Below are 20,659 nucleotides of genomic sequence, written 5' to 3' on the forward strand. Positions count from 1 at the left end.
GGGGAAGGATGTATCTTGTCCTTTAAATTAAGCTTCAATTTCATTTGAAATTTCTTTGAAGCTCGCTAATGCTGCCTCAAGGTTGTTGATAATGTCTTCAGCTAACTCCTCTGGATCGGGCAGGTTATCCAGATCGCTTAAACTCTTATCCTTCAACCAGAAAATATCTAAACTTGTTTTATCTCGATTAAGTATTTCTTTATAGCTAAATTTTCGCCATCGTCCGTCTTGCTTCTTTAGGGACCATGTTTGCCTACGGGTTTGGCGTTCGCCAGGTTTGTAGCAACTAATAAAATCATTAAGATCATCGAATGTTAGCGGCTTTGTTTTGAGCGTAAAATGGCAATTAGTTCGCAAGTCGTAGTACCAGACATCTTTTGTCCATGGCTTCTTGGCTGCGGGCTTGTTGTCAAAGAACAGAACATTAGCTTTTACACCATTCGCATAAAAGATTCCGGTGGGTAGACGAAGAATGGTATGTAAATCAGTTTTCTCTAATAGTGCTTGACGTACCTTTTCACCTGCCCCCCCCTCAAATAAAACATTGTCAGGTACGACAATAGCTGCTTGCCCATTCGATTTAAGGATTGTCAAAATATGCTGCATGAAGTTCAGCTGTTTATTGCTTGTGGTTGCAATAAAATCTTGGCGATTGTAGGAGCTAGTTTCTTTTTCTTCTTTACCATCCTCATTGGTGACTGTTAGCGATCCCTTTTTGCCGAATGGTGGATTGGTTAGAACATAATCATAACGATCGCCGGGATCAGCTACGAGTGAATCGGTATTGGAAACATTTACATTGCCACCCACTTCACCAATATTATGTAGATACATGTTCATCAGGCATAGGCGACGTGTATCCGATACGATCTCATTACCATAAAAAGTTTTGCTTTTTAGATTACGTCTTTGTGTGGCATTGAGTTTGCAATGGTCACTGTCTGTGAGGTAATCATATGCCGCGAGGAAGAATCCCCCTGTGCCACAAGCAGGGTCACAGATAGTCCTGTTTGGTTCGGGTTGTACGCATTCAACCATTGCTTTGATGAGTGGGCGTGGTGTGAAGTATTGACCAGCACCACTTTTGATGTCTTGCGCGTTCCGTTCAAGTAAGTTCTCGTATATACTGCCTTTAACATCCGATTCAAGAATGACCCACTTTTCACGGTCGATCATCTCGATGATGCTGGCAAGATGGACTGGCTCTTGAATACGGTTCTGTGACTTAACAAAAATTTGCCCCAGCAGTCCCTCTTCTTTGCCAAGCTTCTGTAGCAGTTTAATGTAATGACCTTCTAGCTCTTCACCCTTGCGGCTCGTTAAGCTTGGCCAATCAAATCCCTTGGGGATTCCAAAGTCTCGCTTATGAGGAGGCAGCGTATATTCGTGTGCCATCTTCAGGAAGATAAGGTAGGTCAATTGTTCAAGGTAATCGCCATAGCTCAAACCAGCGTTACGTAGTACATGACAGTAATTCCACACTTTATTCGCTAGTGTTTCAGCAGGGCTCATTTCGCCACCTCTTTTACTTCTATTGTTCGTGGGCCAGTGCCAGTTGGTTTAAGCTGATTTTGTTGCAACCATTTCACGCAGGTCCGAATACGATCTTCACTGAACTTCTTTTTCTTGTCTGGATGCCAACCATGCACCCCTTTTACGATAGCACTGTTACTACCAAAGTGGCCGTCAATTAGCAGATCATTCCATACCGCAAAAGTTGTCGCAATAAGTTCAGCTTGTTCTGTATCGAATTTGGCAAATTTGTTAAGCAACCAGTCTATGCGATCTAATTGGTTGCCGAAGTAATTTTCGGCAACCTCACAAGCCTCGGAAATTTTAGAACATGGCGAATACTGGACCTTCTGACCTACCCTTTTCACTGAAAACCATTGGTTCTTTTTCGCAAGCGATTCTATTTTGTGCAGTGCAGGATCTAATGGTCCCGCAGCTTTACGTTCAGCGTGGATATGCGATTCTTGCTCTGCAATATGTGGTGCCAAGTATAGATATTTCATCAATTGCACGCGACCGAATGTAGACTGGCGATGTAAGCGGTTTACGGCATAGGCAGCAATTGCTGCTTGCCTATATCGTTCACTGGGTGGTAGCTTGATTGTACGCGTTGCTTTAGAGCGGCTCGCCTTTTCACTTCCTTTGACGTTCGTATCTAAAGTACTTAATTCTTGCTTAATTCGATCGAGCAACTCAGTTGCGGGTTCGTAATCAGGATGTTCTTTTACTGCAACTAACTCAGCATCGCTGAGAAGTTTGCCTTCGAATGCTCTTTTTAGAATGCTTTGTCTTAATTTTCCGGAATAAGCCAAGGCAATGTCAATATTCTTTGCAAGATAGTCAATCTTGGACAAATGTATATCAATTTCCTTTAGAACCTGTGTTTGCTCAGCTTGAGAGCAATATGCAACAGGTAAAGATGATAGCTGTGCATGTTTAAGGTTCTTCATTGTTACACCGGTTGAAGTATGTTCAAGGAACGCGACTATACGGTGTGAACGTATCATGCTTGCAAAATATTCGGTTATGCAAGAAGGTAAAAAACGCAATATAAGACTGCCTGTACCGCATAACCAACCATCTTCTTTCTTAGTAATTGATGCACATCGTCCCATTTCTCCTCGCCTACCTAAAATTATATCACCCTCATTAACGAGATATGATTGAAGACGATTTGCAACTTTATTTGATATCGTGAGTTTATTATTTGGATATACATTGCCATTCAGAATATGACATGGGTTAATTAGAGGAATGCCTCCATCAATATAATCATGTTTATGTAATAATGTACCAAAAGGACCTGTTTGCATTCGCTCTAATAATGATTGCATTCTTACCCATATCCAGCCATTTGGTAATTGAGGCAAGTCAGCCATATCATCATTTGTTAAACGTGTGAATTTTGTAAGCTTAGCAGGTCTACGTGGTTTCTTTAGCTTAGAATTCTTGCCGCCATTTGCTTCCCATTCCTTGACAGCTTTGTGCCACTCATCCATTTGCTCTTGATAGCATGCTTCTCGCTCTGCTTGAATTTGGGCGAGTAGTTCATCGGCTGTTGGTAGTTTGCCTGCCTTCTGTTGTTCTTCTCTCCAGTTGGCGGTCAGCTTACCTTCAAATGCAGCCTTCAGGACAGCTTGGCGATAGCGTTTGAGTTGCTCTTGGATTTGCTTTAGCTGTTCCACACCATGATCTAATTCGCTGAGCAGAGCTTCAATTTTATCTACAATTGCTTGTTGCTCAATTACAGGGGCTAATGGGATGCTAATGGTTTTTAGTTTTGTTGCATTAACGTTTGGTACAGCAATACCTAATTGCTTCTCTGAAATAGCATTCCAATAAGAAGGGCTTTTTAGATAATAGTAGAAATATTTTCGATTGCAGTAAGGGCGAAAGCGAATTAAGTATGAAGCAAATACAGAATACTCTGGATTTGAAACTAAATAACTAACACCCACCGAACCGGCTCTTGAGACAACGATATCACCATCTTTCAGCAGGTATTTGTCAGGATTATTCGGTGCTAATGTGCAATATGGCACTTGCTTCCAGTTTAGATGCCCAGACGTAATATCCGTTGTACGCAACAACTTGATTTGGCCTGAATGAGAAGCTTTCGTTGTGTAACCATATTGTGGATTTGAGCAAATATGACCGAGTGTAGTTTTAATCCAATCTTTTCTTAAATCTGTCACGCGACCAGCCTTTCATTTAACTCATCTAGAATGGTCTGGTATTCATTTCCGAAGAGATGGTGAAACTTTCCTAGTCCACCTTTTTCATAAAATGGTGAGATATCATCCAAATCATTTGCTTTCAAGTGAAAACTAGTTGCAATATGATCGCGAATCATATGAAGCCAGTTCATTTGCTCTTCTGAAAATTTCTGAGCATCACCATGATGCTGTTTAAAAACCCAATCCTGAAAGCGTTGACGAACTAGGCTATCGTAGTCCGTTAGTTTAGCATCAATACCGACTATGTGCCTCAATAAGGACACTAGTGCGATTAGCTGTTGCTTAGGTGTTTGGGGGATATTATCTTCAAGACGTTGGAAGGCTCCCCAAATGCGCGTTGGGGCCAAATACGGACGGTCAGCTAACAGCCTATCAAGGACCTCGCTGACCATTTCAAGCGTAAGATCTTTTAATCTGTAGGGTTGGTCATAGAATATCTTAAGTGCTATGATTTCATCTTTGTGTGCATAGCAGTAATCCTTGAAGTCTTCACGCAAATCAGCATCTTTCTTCTGCGCATCCTGATTCCAACCGGCATAATGGACTTGATCCAAATTTTGGTCATCCATGATTTGATTAAGTGCTTTTCGGGCGTTTTCTATGAAATCACGCACCTTTACAGTGAGTTGTTTGGCAGCATGTTTAATCAATTGGCCTTGAGCTTGTTGTTTTTGTTCTTCTGTAGGCTCTACTCCGTCTGGTAGATTATTTTCCTCTACTGCCGTTTGTTGAATAGTTTCAGAATCATGGGCTGCAATTAGGTCATTAGCAAGGGTTGGTAAAGTAGCACCATCCGATATTGTAGTAAATTGCTCTTTCTGCTTGTCAGTTAACTGGTTATTTAGCTTGATCAAGCGATTGGCGGCGGTCACGAAGACGTCTTCTTCTTTGTTGCCAAGGGTAATAGCATAGAGAAGGTCATTAGTAGGAACATGCCGCTGACTTTTGCGCTCTAGAGGTCTGGAATCAGTTTTCTTTGATAGTGTAACACCAACCGCATCAACAATGATGAAAGTTGTTTTCCCATGATGCGCCGATGGGCTGATTTTCTGGAGATCATCAGATTTGAGTGTACGACAACCTCGCCCTTTCATTTGTTCAAAATAGTTGCGACTTCGTACATCACGCATGAATAGTAAGCATTCAAGTGGCTTGACGTCAGTTCCGGTTGCAATCATGTCAACTGTTACTGCAATTCTTGGATAATAATCATTGCGCAATTCAGCAAGTGTTTGCTGTGGATCATTAGCTTTGTAGGTGATCTTCTTGCAGAATTTATTGCCTTCCCCAAATTCTTCTAAAACAATTTTGATGATGTCGTCTGCATGTGAATCATCTTTAGCAAATATAAGAGTTTTAGGGGTTTCTTTACGATCTGGAAAAAGATCGGTTTTCAATCGATCTCGGAAAGTTTTTATTACAGTTCTAATTTGTGAAACATTCACAACATCCTTGTCTAGTTGATTAGATGTGTAGGGTGTATCTTCGTCAAGCTGGTCCCATTTTTGCTTGCGTGTGAGCTTTTCGCGTATTTCAACAAAGCCTTCATCTTTTTTGATAACAGCGCCATTTTTAGTGATTTCGGTATCAATTCGATAAATATCGTGCCCAACATTAACGCCATCGATAACGGATTGCTCATAAGGGTATTCTGAAACCACATTCTCTTTGAAGTAGCCAAAAGTTCTTTTGTCTGGTGTTGCAGTTAGACCAATTTGAAATGCATCAAAATAGTCTAAAACCTGCCTCCAGAGGTTGTAGATGGATCGGTGGCATTCATCGATAATAATAAAATCAAATTGTTCTATGGGTACGTTGGAATTGTAAGCAACCGGAATCGGCTTCTTATTTATCGAAGTATTTCTTTCAGCTGGATTAGTCTCCTCATCCTCCGGAGCTAATTCTTCACCTTTGAGTATGGAGTACATTCGCTGTATCGTTGAAATGCAAACATTGCTATCAGGAGCGATGTACTGAGATGTTAGACGTTGAACTTTGTAGAGGTCTGTAAATTTCTTATTACTATCTGAAGGCTGGAATGCCTTAAACTCCTGTTCAGCTTGTTCACCAAGATTGCGTGTATCAACAAGGAAAAGAATGCGCTTAGTTTTCGCAAATTTCAGAAGCCGGTAAACAAAAGAAATAGCGGTAAATGTTTTGCCCGCTCCAGTTGCCATCTGAATAAGCGCATATAGCTTGGCCATGCGGAACGAGTCTTCGAGATTAGCGATAGCTTTGAATTGGCAATCACGTAAACCTTCAGGTAAATCTTTGGGAATATCGTGTAACCTTGACCGGAGAGTTTTATTTTCAGCTACCCATTTCTTCAGGGTTTCAGGTTTGTGGAATGTATATAGTGAACGTGATCTAGGTTTCGGATCTTCGTAATCTGTAAATATTGTTTCGATGCCGGTAGATAAGTAGACAAATCGTAGTGATTCTTGATTTTGTAGTATCTTAATTGGGTTATTGCGGTACTTATTGGCTTGAGCTTGGTGCTGTTTAAGATGAAATCCTTCTTCGGCTTTTTTGGCCTCAATAACTCCTACGGGCTTAGAATCAATAAAAATTACATAGTCAGCTGGACCTTGGGATGTAGGCAATTCGCGAACAATTACTCCATCAGCTTCGTAAACATTAAGTTCCTCTTTAGATTGTATAACCCAGCCTGCATCTAACAGCATTTTGTCAATACGATCTCTAGCAATCTGCTCCGGATGCTGATTTGCTTGTTGTAATGTCATCTGAACCTCAACCCATCTGATTTATGCTAGTGGCGTAACGCATCATTGTGAGAATTAATGTAATTGGACTTCGGTGGAGGTGTCGCAATGCTATTGCACCCCAGTGTTTAAGTGCCATTTATTGTATGTGATACATTGAGACAAGCAATAACCTGTGGTAGATGGTTCGCATATTGCGTAATTTGAATAATCACGATCGTGCAATAGGTTTTTCCCATTCCGAGATATGATTTAGTATTTGAAGTGTTCTGCTATTCAGTGTTTAGCTATTTTTTTCTGTAACTAAATTATTGTTGAGAGATTAACGTGTAGTACAGTAACTATCAGTTTAGCTTTAAGTGGTTTTGTATAAGTAAATGGCCTGCTGTGTGATGACGACGAAACCGACAAAACCGACGAAACCCAGCTGAGGATGTAGTGCGTAACGGGAATTTGAGCGAGGTTCGACCGAGTAGTGTTTGGGGTGATCAGCCGACCCCTGCCAGAGCTGTACCTTTGAAACCCGGGAGCGTCGCAGCTCGTGCATCCAGTGTCATTCTGTAGAGTGGGGACATCTGGTTTTGGTGTGGCAGTGTGTGGTGATGCCAAGCCGCAAATCGTCCGTGTTCATCTCTGTGTTTGTCGGCTTACTTCTCTAACCTGATTGCCTATGACAGATTAGCGCGTTGGTGCTATCCGCCGGCACGATTGGTGACCTCCGGTCTATAGGCTTGGGTGGCATTTATGGTCAGGGGTTTTGACGGTTTTGTCGGTTTTGAGGTGCGTTTGAGTGTGTGGGTAGGTGCCCTTTTGCTGGCAGGAATCGAGGGGTAGGGCGGGGGTCGGTTCGCGGTCTGATTGGCCTCCGGGTATTTGAAATGGATGTCACACGCCTCGGCAAGCCCAAGCAAGCCGCTGGCAAGCCTGAGGCAAGCCCGGCTCAGCGCACTAAAAAACGCCGATCACGTAAGTGACGGGCGTTTCTAGTTTTAAAATAGCGGGGACAGGATTCGAACCTGTGACCTCCGGGTTATGAGAGGGTGAGGGCGATAGCGTCTAACCATAGGATAGGCATCGCTTTACGATTTTTGTTCTTCCTTTTTGATCCGGTAAAAAGCGGAAATATGCGGAAAGAAGCGGAAAGCATTGTGTTGTGCTGGTTCGTGTCAAGCGAGAGGTGCATCGGAATCTGGTCGATCTTCGGCGAACGACCTCGCGGGGTTTGGCTCCGCTGCTAACTGCAAAGGTCGTCAATACGAATCAAGCTGATCCGAAGATATGAAAGTCGTTGATGATAGAAGTCTATAAGCAAGCATGTAATGACGGGTGATAAACGCCATTTTCTTTAAGGTGTGACATTGCCAAACGTATGTAGTGCACATCACAGGATTCACTGTGATTTACGGGCCAAGGGCCATCGATCGACTTAGCAAGGCAATAATTGTCAGCGGGTTTGACATAGTGCATGCCGCTGGGGTGTTTATAAAGATCGATGCCGACGACGGTGGTTGGCTTCTTAAGTGCGGCGGCGATTAGCAGAGCAAATACGCCGGTCGTCGGATATGGTTCGTTCGGTTTGTGCAGGTAAAGCCCCGTTCGAATGAGCAGGGGCAGAATAGGGATGGGTCTGGGGAGATCGAAGTTCGCGAAGGGCAGTGCCGGTGCGCCTGGGAGAAACGCGTGCATTAAGAGCGGACGTTTTTCGGGGGCGGTTGCGTTAAATCTGCGAGCGATTCCTTTTAGATCGCACGAACGATCGCCTATCAGCACACCGCGTGGTTCACCCGTGAATACGTCCGGTCGGCTGTAGGTCGGGTCGATGACAAGAGCGCTGCCAGGAGGCTGTTGATCGATCCAGCCATCTGCTGCGCTTGGACCACGGCCGATTACTGCGAGCCGTTGCTCGCGATCAAACCAATCGCGGATGCACGTTACCGAGTCACTTGAAGCATGCTTCAAGAGTGGTAGTTTGACGTTGTTCTTCCAGCGATCAATATAGCCTTGAGACCAACGTGGGTCGGCGGTGATTTCGTTGGCATCTAAACCTGATGAGTCTGAAGGCCGATCTCGCATCCGTATTTCCGCCCAACACTGCCCAAAATGATTGTGCTCGTGCCCCACTATCTCGGCTCCAATCTCGTCTAGAGCCGGGATGATCCATCCCATGCAGTGATCACAGTAGTCCTCGTCGGCATTCAGGTCGTTGTCGATGAGATAACCTTTACTGGGACAACTTCGCATATCCCACCGCAAGATGTTCTTTTCTTCATCGACTTGGAAAGTCCAATCGCATTGTTCGTCTTTGCCGGTTGCGGTCCAGGTGTTGTACAGTCCTTGAAGGCCTTGCGCGTGTCCCGCTTGGGCGTAGTGGTGTTGAGCGTGCTTGATCGCTTGGGCCCAGAGATGATTGACTGATTCACGGCCAAGCGTTCGCCCCAGATAGGCGAAGGTCCAATCGTAGTGTCCACAGAAATCATGGCATCCAAGCATGGTGTCCTCAAGCCTAAAGGGTGCTAGTGGGATTTTTTGCTGTTCCCGTGCAGTTTTCATTCGGGTGACGTAATTGGATAAATCGCTGGCGGCACGAACCCATTCCACCGCTGCGTTTAAACCGATACCCGGCGGCCTCCGCTTGGGCACCGCAGATGTGGTCGCAATGCTCACAAAAATATGGCACGATATCCCGCTGTTGATCACGTAGATGTTTAATTGCCGGGCAAACACGAATATCAAGCAATGCCTCGTCGTTGGTGTAACTTACCTCAACTTCAGCGCCAGGTTCTTTCGCAAAGTAATTCCGCCAATCATTTACTACCACCTCAGGTCCACCGGTTTTCCAGTCGGTGTTGCGTTTTGCGTAATGTTCACGGCCTAGCGATTCCCAGTAGTCAATCAGGCGATCTTTCCCGTGGACATCGTGGATGTGCCGAAAGATGTCGTTAATCGCGAAATAGAAATCCGGTGCGGACATATGAATTGATAATCTCAAACTGTGGGGTGGGTTTCGATCGAAGTTTTAGGTCGCAACCGATTGGAGGGACCACAGATACTTGGGTTAACTGTCCAGTCGATTCGTGACCGGTTGATTTGTAACCAGTCGATCTGCGACAGGATTTGCTTTCAGCATGCCACCAGGTATTGACAGATGTCCGTTTGCCTTGCCTGGCAGAATCAGGCTAAACAGATAACCGGTGATGACTGTTGCAACAACGCCAATAGCGCCAAACAGATACGGGCTGGTGTTGCTGATGGCTTGTGCGATCAACGGCAGAGCGCTGCCGACAATTGCGCCCAGCAACGCTCCAGTGGCATTGGTGCGGCGGCTGAAAATAGCAAGTACAAAAACTCCGGCTAAACTACCACACAGTACGCCGAGAAAAGCCTGAAATAACTCGAACAATGACTGTATGTCACTTGCTGCTAGCAGGACGGCGGTTCCTGTCCCGAAAACTCCGAACACGATGGTGAGGCTTTTCGCGGTCAATACTGCGGTATGATCTTGGGTTTGCGGGCGGAATCGCTGCTGAATATCGTTGACGCAGACAGTCGAGATACTATTTAATGCGCTATCCATTGATGACATGGTTGCTGCAAAGATTGCAGCGATAATTAACCCCGCGACGCCTGCGGGCAACTGATGAACGATAAACCATGGCACTACTTCGCTGCTGATTTGCGGTGCGATGACGCTCGGGTTGCGGGTATAGAACACATAGAGCGCCGTGCCGAGCCCGAAGAAGATTGGAATTGTTGGTAATACCATCCAGGCATTAAGCCAGAGGCTGCGACCTGCTTGTTTTTCATCAGACGTTGTCAAGTACCGTTGCACAACACTTTGATCTGATGTGAATGGCGCGAGATTCAGGAAGAAGAAGCCAACAAGCATGACCCATACGACCGATCGTTCGGAGGACCAACCCCAGTCAAACACTCGGAACTTGTCCGCGTTGTTGGCTGTTTTTATCACCTCAGGGATTCCGCCGTCTACATTCAAGATCACAATGATTAGACAAAGTACCGCACCGCCGATGAGCACCAACACCTGTAGCACGTCGGTCCAGATCACGGCTTCCATGCCTCCCATTGCGGTATAGATCACACAGATGATCCCCATCACAAGGATACACAAATAGATGTCGATGCCTGTTGTTGCGGCCAACGCGATGGCGGGGATGAACAACACGATTCCCATGCGAGAAACTTGAAACAAGATGAAGGAGCAACTGGCAAAAAGCCTGATGGGAAGGTTGAAGCGTTTCTCCAAATATTCATATGCGGTTACCACATGGAGTCGACGGAAAAATGGGAGATAGCAATAGATAATCAACGGCATCATGGGGATCAGCAGGATGGTACCGATGACGATGGCCCAATCGCTGGTGTAGGTCTCGGCAGGGATCGCCATGAAAGAGATTCCGCTCAACAACGTGCCATAAACACTCAGGCCGGCGGCCCACCAAGGGATACGTTGGCCGGCGAGGAAAAAATCGTGAGTGGTGTTTCCGCGACGGGAAAAATACAGCCCCATTCCCAACATCGCGATCAGATAAGCACCCAGCGTCAGCCAATTGAGCCATCCAAAAGTAGTAGACACATTCAGTGTCGTGACCATGGGCGTTCTGATTTTGGAGGCGACTTCCCCTCCAACCAATACCCATTGCTCGTTCCACTCGACAGCGGGGAGGACGACGCGAGATTCGCCTTGGGGTATTGGCGTCAAGCTCGTCCACTGTGTACTGGGCAGATGGAATGCGAGTCTCTCGCGAGTGAAGCCGTTGTATGAAGTCTGGTCGGAGTGCTGGTCCGCCTCGGTTACTCCTCCGATAATCAGTAGATGGCTTGATCCCATTGCCGGGGCCGGCGATGCCGCTCCGATGGCTGATCGGGGCAGGTCGGGTAACTTCGTCCACGCCGCATGTTCCCCATCATTCTGGGCGGCGGGGTCATACCGGTAAGCATCATGGAGATAGGGTTCCTGCCAAGTCGGGTTTCCATCATTATCAGCGGTCTGACCGACACCACCTATCAGATAGAAGGCTCCATCAATCGAACCGGCGACGGCTAAATGTCGTGCGGGTCCAGGCCAAGGTTCGAGTATCCCCCACCGGCGCTCTGCATGGGTTACAGACAGGTCCAGTGCCCAGAACGTGTTAGTCGATGTTGTGGCGATTGGTTGTTCAATCCCGCCCGCAACATAAAGGATATCGTCGACGATCGCCGCAGCATGATGTGCACGTGGAGAAGGCATCGGCGGCAATTCACTGATTTCGATTTTGTCGTTTCGCCACCGCAGCACATAGACATTGGCATAACACTCACGGGCGTCATCACCGCCGATGCAAATCAGCGCGTCGTCATAGGTGACCGAGGCACCATTGGCCAATTGTTTGGGCAGGCGCTGCTCGGACTCAATCCACGCATCGTCAGCGGACGGCAAGACGTAGATGCCGTCATACCATTGCTTGACTGGAGACGCGGTCGGATCGATTTTTACAAAATTCGTTCCCCCCGCAGCGATCAGTACGCCTTGGCTGGTTCCGGCAAACATTCCCGCGAAGCCAGTGTCATTCGGCAGCTCCGGGAGATGGCCTGAAACCAAGTCCGTACCTGCAGAGGCAGAAGACACGATGTGAAATACAATCATGTATGTACTGATCGCCGTGACGATCAAGCGGCTGAGGTTTAATTTTTTCATATTGACTCTACAATTTCCGAAACGCCGAATAACTTAGCGCGAGGTGTTCGCAAACCACCTCGGCCGACGGCCAACAATGCGATGCACATCGACAGCGTGGTGGGCTCGGGAATAACCACGCGGTTGAAAGTGAAAATAGCATCGTCGATTTCCGTACGAGGTCCACCGACTGTTGGGTCCCCGGTTTGGCTGAGCAAAAAGCCCACGTAAATCGGCGCACCTTGTGCCGAGAAATCGGGGTGCGAATCTCTGATCAGAACCAAGCCGTCGCCATCATTGCGTTCTTCGAAGAAATCCAGCATGGTGAGGTTCGCGACTGCCACAGATGTTTCATCGACAATGAAATCTTGAAGTATCGCCGGGTTTGTGGTGGTGAAATACTTGCCGTCCTGCATCAGCAGGATGCCGACAGAAGATGTGGACCGGGAGGCAGACGGTTTGCCCAGCCAAAAACTGTAGTCGATACTTTCGAGTGCGCCCTCCACCGTCGGGTAATACGCCGCTTGGTCAAACAAAAAACCGGCTGCACTATCGTAAGAGCCACTTGGTGTCACCGCATCGCCCCGGATGTAGATGCCCCCGCCCCCCATTTCAAACCCGTTGGGCTTTCGATTGCTCACGGTAAAAGTCATCGCGGTACCGGACGTATCGAAATACACTTGCTTGAGGCTATTGGTTTGGGGTTGTTTTATCGTTTGGACGGGGCCATCGACGGTGGGGATTGATGCGCCAAAGACGCCCAGTTGAATGTCGGTGAACCGTACCTCACCTTGCAACGAAGGATTAGTAACCGTAATCGTGTTTGTGCCTTGAACGAGGTTACGCAAGTCACCGACGGTAATATAAAAGTAGCTATCTGGCCCGTCGTTGGTGCCGACTAAGTCCGTCGTGAAGAAAGTATCGCGAATTGATCCGGCATGGAGTTGGTGGCCGTTGAGGACGATGCGGAGTGGTAAATCCGAGTCAACTCCAGTCAACCCGAAGCGAAGTAGCACATCACTGGGCCGTTCGCGGATCATCTGATTGATGTCGTCTCCGACCAGCAGCTCAAAATTTTTGCTACTGAAGACACCGACGGTTTCAGGCAACTGTTTGGCGTATTGGAATGTGTCTTCGTTATCGGTGAAGAAACCTGGTGTGATAGCGAAAACGCGGTCCTTGCCCAATGTGGGATGGTCGCTGGCCATAGCATCGATACCTTCATAACCGGCTTCAACGATGGGCAGGCCGAAGTTATAGACTTCGAACCCGTCCGCACCAAGAAAACGATAATTGCTCACCGCCCCGCGAAGCAGATTGGCGTCGGCGACGCGGGAGTTCGGGAGATGAGGTGATTTGTAAGTCGTTTCGTCCGGTCGTTCACGGAAGGAGTAGCCGAAATTGGTACGCGGATAAAGGCTCGGGACAACTTTAACGCCTGAGTTTGAGGACTCTGCGATCGCGACGAAATCGTCGATGGGCATGTCGTGTGATAACGTCTGGAGTTGAGACGGCATCACCACATCGACCAGCCGATCTGCAATCCATTTCTCAACCTCTAATCCGGCCCACTCGTTGTTGTGCAACGCGGGAGGCACACGTACAAACAGTGTCTGTTGTCGGCCGGTTTGTGTCGCCACGTCGTCGAGCTTCTGTCGGACTTGGGCCACCATCTCCGTTATGAGGTGTGCGTTGGCTTGGGCCTCGCCAGGAGCGAAATAGATCTGGACACGATTGAAGTCTAGTTCGTACCCATCCATCACGTCTGCATAGCGATCGATGGATTCGTTGATGACGGCCATACGGAAATCACGTACCGCTTTGTGTTTGAAATCGAGCAGGTTGCTGTAGTCGTAACCCGCGACCGGCGATGAGCCGATAACCTTGTCTTGGTTGTTGAACCAAAACTCGCCCGTCGCTGGGAAGTTGTAGGGGTCGCTTACGTGGTGGTCGTCATTCATGCGGTACGAAGGGACGAAGTTTCGTCCCATACTCTTGACCTTGTTCGCCACCACGCGGACGGGGTCGTAACCTTGGGTCGCGTAGAGCCGTCCATGTTGGACACGGTCGTGCCACACGGGCGTGTCATCTGAGGGCGTGCTGCGCCACCCCCAATTGCTCGCGACTTTGGTTGGATAGTGCAGCAGTTCGGATGTGGAGCCGATGGCCCAGGTAAACGTTTGTACGGGGGAGTCTTCGAGTGTCTCCAGCAGGTTATTAATGTGCTGAGTCGTCTGTGTAAGGTCGGCATACGGATACACCACCTCGCCATCACTGTTGTGCATGACGCCGAAGTCAGGTACCGCAGGCCGTTCCGCCCATGCGATTTGTGTGATCGATGCAAGATATATGATCATCGATGCAAGCATCGCGCGTTTAAGAAGAAATAATGTCATCAAACGTTTTCTCTTTCCAAAACCAGCGAAGTAAATTTCTAAGACACAGAGATGTCTCACAATTCAAACAACATTTTTAAGTATTTGCGATCGTAGAAAACGCCGACCTCGCATTGAGCGATCTCCACAGCTGCACCCGATTTGACTTTGCTCGTGTCGATACTTACTTCCAACACGTTCTCGCCTTGAACCAACAAAGCAGGCTTGTCGATTGGGATTTGAAAGAGGAGTGACGCCGATTTTGCTGCTGACGTAACCGGCGCCACGCCGTCGGGATCAATCAGGTGGTCTGCCGTTGGGCCGTCATAGATTTTCGAGCCATTGAGAGAAATACTAATCTTTGCTTTTTGCGGCAAGTCGTTGAAGCCGATCATAAGGACGGTCTTGTCAGGGTAGGTCGCGGCTGACGGATCGCTGTAGTCTTCCCCGACAGGGAAGGTCATTCGGGTTGAAGAGCCGACATTAATTGAGGTCGGGATCTGCTTGCGATACTGATAAGTATCTTCATGGTCCAAGTAAAAACCGGGAGTCACCGCATAAACTTTATCTGCCAAAACAAGCGATTGTGGTGACGCCAAGTCACGGAAGATGCGGTACACGCGGTCAGTGTACGGGCGCACACCCCAGTCTTCGTGATGGAAATTAAAGAGTTGAAAGCCAGACGCGCCCATGTCCCAATAGTTTGCAGCGGCACCCCGCACCAGTGCGGAAGTGACTTCTCGCGCTGCGGTGGATTTAAAGTTTGCGGGCGTTGGGTTGGCCAGCAAGGGCCAGCGATAGATGGTACGAGGATAGATCGCTGGGTACACCTGTGCTCCCGCAGGTTCCGCAAGTGCCACGAACTCATGGATCGGCATGTCGTGCGCCAAGGTCATAAGTTGCGCGGGGATCAATACATCGACCAGTTTTTGATCCATCCATGCCGCAATGTCCATACCGGCCCACATGCAATTTTTCAGGCTTGGTGGGACTCGGACGAGTAAGTAATACTCGCGTCCATTGGTCTTGCCTAACTTGTTTAATTTTTTTCTGATCTGACGAACCATGTCCGTGATCAGCGGAGCCCGCTCAGGCCCTTTGCCCCTGGGGAAAAGCACCTGCGACCGATTAAAATCCAGCTCAAAACCGTCCATGATATCTTGGTAACGATCGATCATTTCAAAGATGATGCCCAGCCGATACTCCCGCACCTCTTTGTGAGAAAAATCCAGGAGATTGCCATAGTGATCGTCGCTGAGGATCGGCGAATCCTTGATCGTCATCGTTTCGTGATTCTCGATCCAGAACTCTCCGGTCAAAGGGCTCTCGAAAGGATCGAAGATGAAGTGGTCGTCATTCATGCGATAGCTAGGCATGAAATACATGCCCAGTGATTTGGCCTTTTCGCCGGCGACTCGGATCGGGTCTATACCAGCGGCCAAGCCGTCCACAATCTTGCTGATGCGCTGGTGCCACATCTCGTTTTCGTTTTTTGGGTTTTCGACGGGGGTGTCCAAGGGCGTGTCGCGCCATCGCCAGACGCTGCCGATTTCCGTGGGGTAATAGACCACGTCTACGCCAGCTCCGTAGGTCAGTGTCTTGACCACGGTACCTGCCAACGCGCCTACGTGTGCTTGTAAATCTTCCACAGACCGTTGCGGCGTAACACCGACGAAAGAGAAGTCGCCGTCGTCGTTAAGCATTAATCCAAAATCCGGCAACTCCCTGGCTAATGTTGTCGAACTTGTCGCTGCCACCAAGCTACACACCGCGAAGATCCTACCGTAACTCATCTCAATGTTCCTCAAATGGATGCAATGAATCCTCAACACCAACGACTGGCGCGGGTCTTAATTTATGAACGACGCCTTGAACCAGCGTATACCGCTGACGCAATCCTCGTAGCCCCAAAACGCAAGCAGAACTGTGCCGTCGTTCAAGCGACAGAGTGACGGTGCTCCGAACCGCAACGTGTGGAAGTGATCGATTATCGATTGGTCGGCGGCTGCCGTCGTGACCTGATTCCCCCACAGCGGCTTCTCCGACTCGTTGTACCAGCGCCCGTTATTAATCTTGACAATCTGCACCCAGAGCCCGGGGCGATCAGTCCTTCGATATGCACAAAATAACTTGCCGTCGTCGAGTTGAATCGGCGTCATGGTTTGGCCTGAAAGACCGGTTGATTGTGGGTCGGTCCAAGTCTGCCCTCCGTCATTGCTGGTGGCAAAGTGAATAGGACGATCTTGTTCAGCCGCTTCGTCATAGGCCCAAGCGTTGGCTAACAGCGTGCCGTCGACCAGTTCGATTACCTTAGACTCCCAATAGATGACTGTATCATCGGGATGATGCATGACATCGAGGTGTCGGGGCCAAGTCTTGCCACGGTCATCGGAAACAAACGCGACCATACGGTTGCCGTTTGGCAACACGCCGTCCCAGTCACGCCATGTCGAAGTCGATAGTAGCCAGCGCCCGTCACGCAGGAATGTTACTGGGGCGCACAACTCGAAGCTCGGTCCGACCAGCGGGGGCTTGATCGGGGAAGGCTCATCCCAACTTTGTCCTCCATCGTTAGAGCGCATGAGGAAGAATTGATTCGGGCAGACGCCCAGTGTTTCGGGATTGGCCAACCCTTCCTCGGTGCGACCACGCCGGTCCCAGCGACTGACGACAACGATCAGTTCACCTTCGGGGCTGATCGACACCCGGCCGGCTTCTGTAAATGGATCATCGCTTTGTAAGCAGGTGGGTAAAGGGCCCTCAGGCTGCCACGTCTTGCCGCCATCACGTGATCGCGCCATCTCAATGCGCATCCCAACGGCCTCAAAAGCCTCTGCACATGCATATATCGCGAAAACTTCGTCGCCGCCCAACGATACAACCGAAGGAAAATAGCCGTGAACGCTATGCAGGTGTGGTTTATCGTTGCTGAACAACATGCCGGTAGTCAACGTGCAGACCGTCTCGTTGATTTCACCGCCAACATTCACAAGGTTACTTTGGTTTGAAACAGTAGCTGTCATTAGAGTTCAACTTTCAAGACTTGTGTTGGTTCAACACTTGAACAGACCCTTGCTCGATAATTTCGCCTTCGATCCAGATGGGCTCATCCGGCATGCTGCCGCCATCAATCATCTGGGTTAGCAGATCGCCTATATGGCGACCGAGTTGCTCATTGTCAGAGACGTAAGTTGTGATTGGCAGTGGGACCTTGATGTTCAGAACGTTTTGTCCACTGCCTATCAGCGACAACTGATCGGGAATCGAGATGCCCAACTCGCTTGCTGCGGCAAGCACGGCATTGCAGCCACGCCAACCTTCAACAAAGATTGCCGTGGGCGGGACGCGGGATGACATCGCCTGTCGTGCTAATCCGACCAGCGATTCATCTTGACATGCGTGATAAACGCGGTCACGGTAAAAGGGGATGCCGTGCGATTCGCAAGCCTCGCGATATCCTGCAATGAAGCCCATGAGGCCTCGGTCATCAATCCATGAACCACAGACTAGGGCGATCTCACGGTGTCCTTTCTGGATCAAGTGATCGACGCAAGTTCGGGTGAACGATTGAGCGTTGGTACCGACCCAGATGCCGTCAGTGGGATGAAAAGTCGCGGTGCTGATCAGAGGCAGATCGCCGATCGTCGAGCGATAAGGTTCAAAGCTGGGGCCGATCGCGCAAACGCCCTCGACGTCCGAATCTCCGACCGCGTGCAGAAGCCGAGATCTGTCCCGTTCAGTGTTATCGCCTAAGCCGATGACGCGAACGGAAAAGCCGTGTACGGCCAACTCGCGTTCCAAGGCCCGGAACAACGTGAATTCAGCAGTTGATTCGACAGGGTCGAGCCCCATATTGTTTTCGATTGCGACGACGATCGTTCCGCGAAGGATCTGCATGTCGCTGGCCGAACCGACGCTTCGTTTGACGAAAGTTCCCTTGTTTTGCTTACGATAGATATAGCCATCCGCTTCAAGAATGGACAGAGCCTGACGAACGGTAATTCGGCTCAGTCCATATTCTTCACACAATTCTTTCTCGGTTCCCAACCTATCACCGACCCGCATCTGCCGTCGAGCCATGCTTCGCATTAGATTCTGGGTCAGCTCCACATACTTATATTTCGAGTTGCGTCCGGCTAGCGTCGCATCAGAGGAGGATGGTGCGAGACTCATACGTAGCTCCTGTTATAGGTAATATGTCCCATCATACGTACACGCATGAAGGGACGGGCACAGTATGCAATAATACATGCCAATTTGTTATGTGTCAATACAATAAGGTTTGTAAATATCACGTAGAACTTATCATATATTCATATGTTGCTATAAAATAATAGTTTATAGCTTAATTGCCCAATTGATCGGATTTGTATTGACAGAAGCCAATTTTCTGTTAAGTTTTGTTTGACCTGTGCGGATGGTATTCTTGGCCGGTTTCATGCCTGCTCCCATGCCGTAAGACCCTTTACTAGGAGAATTGTATGTTGATAAGACAAATTGATTTGGCTGTGGTGGTTGCGGCGATGCTGATTGGAGCTGGTGCTGTGACGAGTTCTAATGCGGCACCGATTGTTCTCTCTGACCCGGACCCCTCGACGGCCAGCGGAAATTGGGCTGTTGCTGTCGATGCTGGTTCCCCGGCATCTGGCCTGTACGTCACAGGTATCGGTAATGGCTATCAACGTTACGATGCCTCGGGCTTTTTAATCCACGGCTTTCCTCATAGCGAAGCCCCCGGGGTTGCTTGGGGGGTCGGCGAACGCTTCACGGTACAGACCGTTACGCCTTCGGTAGATGGAGCGATCGGAACAGTTGATTATTCCATGGATGTCCGCAAGGGGTCTCCTGATGGTGCTCGCGTGGCGCTGTTTCTGATCCAAGATGGCAATTACTTCCGCAGCGCATTCGAAACGCTGCCTGCTGGCCCCGGCGCGCCGCTCACCACCATCGGTGATACCGGCCTGCTGGCCAGCGACTTTGGGCAGTTCAGCTCTGGCCTGGGTCAGGACGGTTCAGCCAACTTTGCGTCCAATCCAGATTTTTCGGCTCTCGGAAGTGAGATCAGTTTTGGTTACCTTGCTCACTATGACTCGTCGATAAACGATCCTGCTGCTGGTGGCGTCGCGTATCTCCTGACCGACAATTGGTCCGCCACGGTCAACACTGTTCCTGAGCCGGCGTCCATCATATTGCTGGGCCTGGGTGGCCTTGCGATAAGGCGCCGAGTTGCTATCTGATTCCCACATGCTCATTTCTAGCGCTCGCTTACGGATTAATCGTCCGTGAGCGATATTTCCCTTTTCTATTCTTCCTTCGCCGCAGGAGAAAAAAGATGAATAAACATAAGAATAATGCTTTTACGCTGATCGAACTACTAGTAGTGATATCTATTATTGCGCTGATTATTTCGATTCTGCTCCCCGCATTGAGCGCAGCCCGTGAAGCAGGTCGCGGCGTTTCGTGTTTAAGCAATCAGAAGCAGATTGTCATGGCGATGGTTGTTTATTCAAACGAAAACAATGGTTATTTTCCGCCGTATCTAAATTCAGCTCACCCGGTGGGGCCGCAGCGCCCTTGGGGCAACACGCTTTTGCGATTGGGTTTTTTGCCCACCGATATCTTTACTTGCCCGACGTATCGAGTACAGGATGCTTATTCATTGGAAGACGCGGTCGTTGAGCCCGCTACCGATCAGCAGAGCCTTTACTGGTCGCACTATGGCTACAATTTCTATCATATCGGATCGAGTTTTCGGATACCGTCTCATCCAAACCCTGCCAACACGCCGGCCCGCACGGAGGATGTTCGCAAGGGAGCCCAAACAATTGTCCTCGTCGATTCCGAATATAACCCGTTGCCTCCAGGTTATTTTGGCGGAACCAACATCGGGGGCTACTATGTGGTGCAGGACTTCCCCCATCCGGTTCTCAATCCTCACGCCCGTCACGCCCAACATGCAGTCAATGTGGCGTGGTTTGATGGTCATGTCTCGGCAGTGAAGGTAGCAGACCCTCTGCAGCCCTACGTGGAACTGACATCGGTCAGCACCGAACCTCTGAATAATCTTTGGGACCGAAAATAATAAAGTTCGAGTTTCTGATGAAACTGGTGTCAAGAGGATTCGGCAGTGACACGCTT

General features: G+C 48.8%; 12 protein-coding genes. 2 read left to right on the forward strand and 10 right to left on the reverse strand.

The annotated features are described in order from the left end of the window. Positions 1-27: 27 nt before the first annotated feature. The 10 genes from ACQ6WK_RS04905 to ACQ6WK_RS04950 all read right to left on the reverse strand — a co-directional run bounded on the left by ACQ6WK_RS04905 (position 28) and on the right by ACQ6WK_RS04950 (position 18,694). A complete protein-coding gene (locus ACQ6WK_RS04905) occupies positions 28-1,512 on the reverse strand; it encodes an N-6 DNA methylase (RefSeq protein ID WP_432799629.1) in 1,485 nt (494 codons plus the stop codon). Further along, a complete protein-coding gene (locus ACQ6WK_RS04910) occupies positions 1,509-3,707 on the reverse strand; it encodes a restriction endonuclease subunit S (protein WP_432799630.1) in 2,199 nt (732 codons plus the stop codon). Before ACQ6WK_RS04910 ends, ACQ6WK_RS04905 begins: the two co-directional genes overlap by 4 nt. Continuing rightward, on the reverse strand, positions 3,704-6,493 hold the full coding sequence (locus ACQ6WK_RS04915; RefSeq protein ID WP_432799631.1) for a DEAD/DEAH box helicase family protein: 2,790 nt from the start codon (positions 6,491-6,493) through the stop codon (positions 3,704-3,706). The genes ACQ6WK_RS04910 and ACQ6WK_RS04915 overlap by 4 nt, the downstream gene beginning before the upstream one ends. Before the next feature lie 1,281 nt (positions 6,494-7,774). Then, positions 7,775-8,962, reverse strand: a complete 1,188-nt coding sequence (locus ACQ6WK_RS04920; RefSeq protein WP_432799632.1) for a hypothetical protein — start codon at positions 8,960-8,962, stop codon at positions 7,775-7,777. Between the two features lie 13 nt (positions 8,963-8,975). Then, entirely contained in the window at positions 8,976-9,443 is a 468-nt protein-coding gene (locus ACQ6WK_RS04925) for a hypothetical protein (RefSeq protein ID WP_432799633.1), read from the reverse strand. A gap of 84 nt (positions 9,444-9,527) precedes the next feature. Then, positions 9,528-12,167, reverse strand: coding sequence for a sodium:solute symporter family transporter (locus tag ACQ6WK_RS04930; RefSeq protein ID WP_432799634.1), 2,640 nt, complete (start codon positions 12,165-12,167; stop codon positions 9,528-9,530). After that, a complete protein-coding gene (locus ACQ6WK_RS04935; protein WP_432799635.1) occupies positions 12,164-14,542 on the reverse strand; it encodes a hypothetical protein in 2,379 nt (792 codons plus the stop codon). The genes ACQ6WK_RS04930 and ACQ6WK_RS04935 overlap by 4 nt, the downstream gene beginning before the upstream one ends. A gap of 56 nt (positions 14,543-14,598) precedes the next feature. Next, positions 14,599-16,314 (reverse strand): hypothetical protein, encoded by a 1,716-nt coding sequence (locus ACQ6WK_RS04940; RefSeq protein WP_432799636.1) that lies wholly within the window; start codon positions 16,312-16,314, stop codon positions 14,599-14,601. A gap of 57 nt (positions 16,315-16,371) precedes the next feature. After that, complete coding sequence (locus ACQ6WK_RS04945) at positions 16,372-17,544, reverse strand: sialidase family protein (RefSeq protein ID WP_432799637.1); 1,173 nt, start codon at positions 17,542-17,544, stop codon at positions 16,372-16,374. A 13-nt stretch (positions 17,545-17,557) separates the two neighbouring features. After that, positions 17,558-18,694: a substrate-binding domain-containing protein gene (locus ACQ6WK_RS04950; RefSeq protein WP_432799638.1), complete on the reverse strand. Its 1,137-nt coding sequence runs from the start codon at positions 18,692-18,694 to the stop codon at positions 17,558-17,560. A gap of 308 nt (positions 18,695-19,002) precedes the next feature. Between ACQ6WK_RS04950 and ACQ6WK_RS04955 the strand changes: the two genes are divergently transcribed. Together ACQ6WK_RS04955 and ACQ6WK_RS04960 are read left to right on the forward strand one after the other, a co-directional pair. Continuing rightward, positions 19,003-19,758, forward strand: coding sequence for a PEP-CTERM sorting domain-containing protein (locus ACQ6WK_RS04955; RefSeq protein ID WP_432799639.1), 756 nt, complete (start codon positions 19,003-19,005; stop codon positions 19,756-19,758). 95 nt (positions 19,759-19,853) lie between these two features. Then, positions 19,854-20,603 (forward strand): prepilin-type N-terminal cleavage/methylation domain-containing protein, encoded by a 750-nt coding sequence (locus ACQ6WK_RS04960; RefSeq protein WP_432799640.1) that lies wholly within the window; start codon positions 19,854-19,856, stop codon positions 20,601-20,603. Positions 20,604-20,659 lie beyond the last annotated feature (56 nt).

It is taken from the genome of Poriferisphaera sp. WC338 (assembly GCF_050931845.1).
Classification (GTDB): Bacteria; Planctomycetota; Phycisphaerae; order Phycisphaerales; family Phycisphaeraceae; genus Poriferisphaera.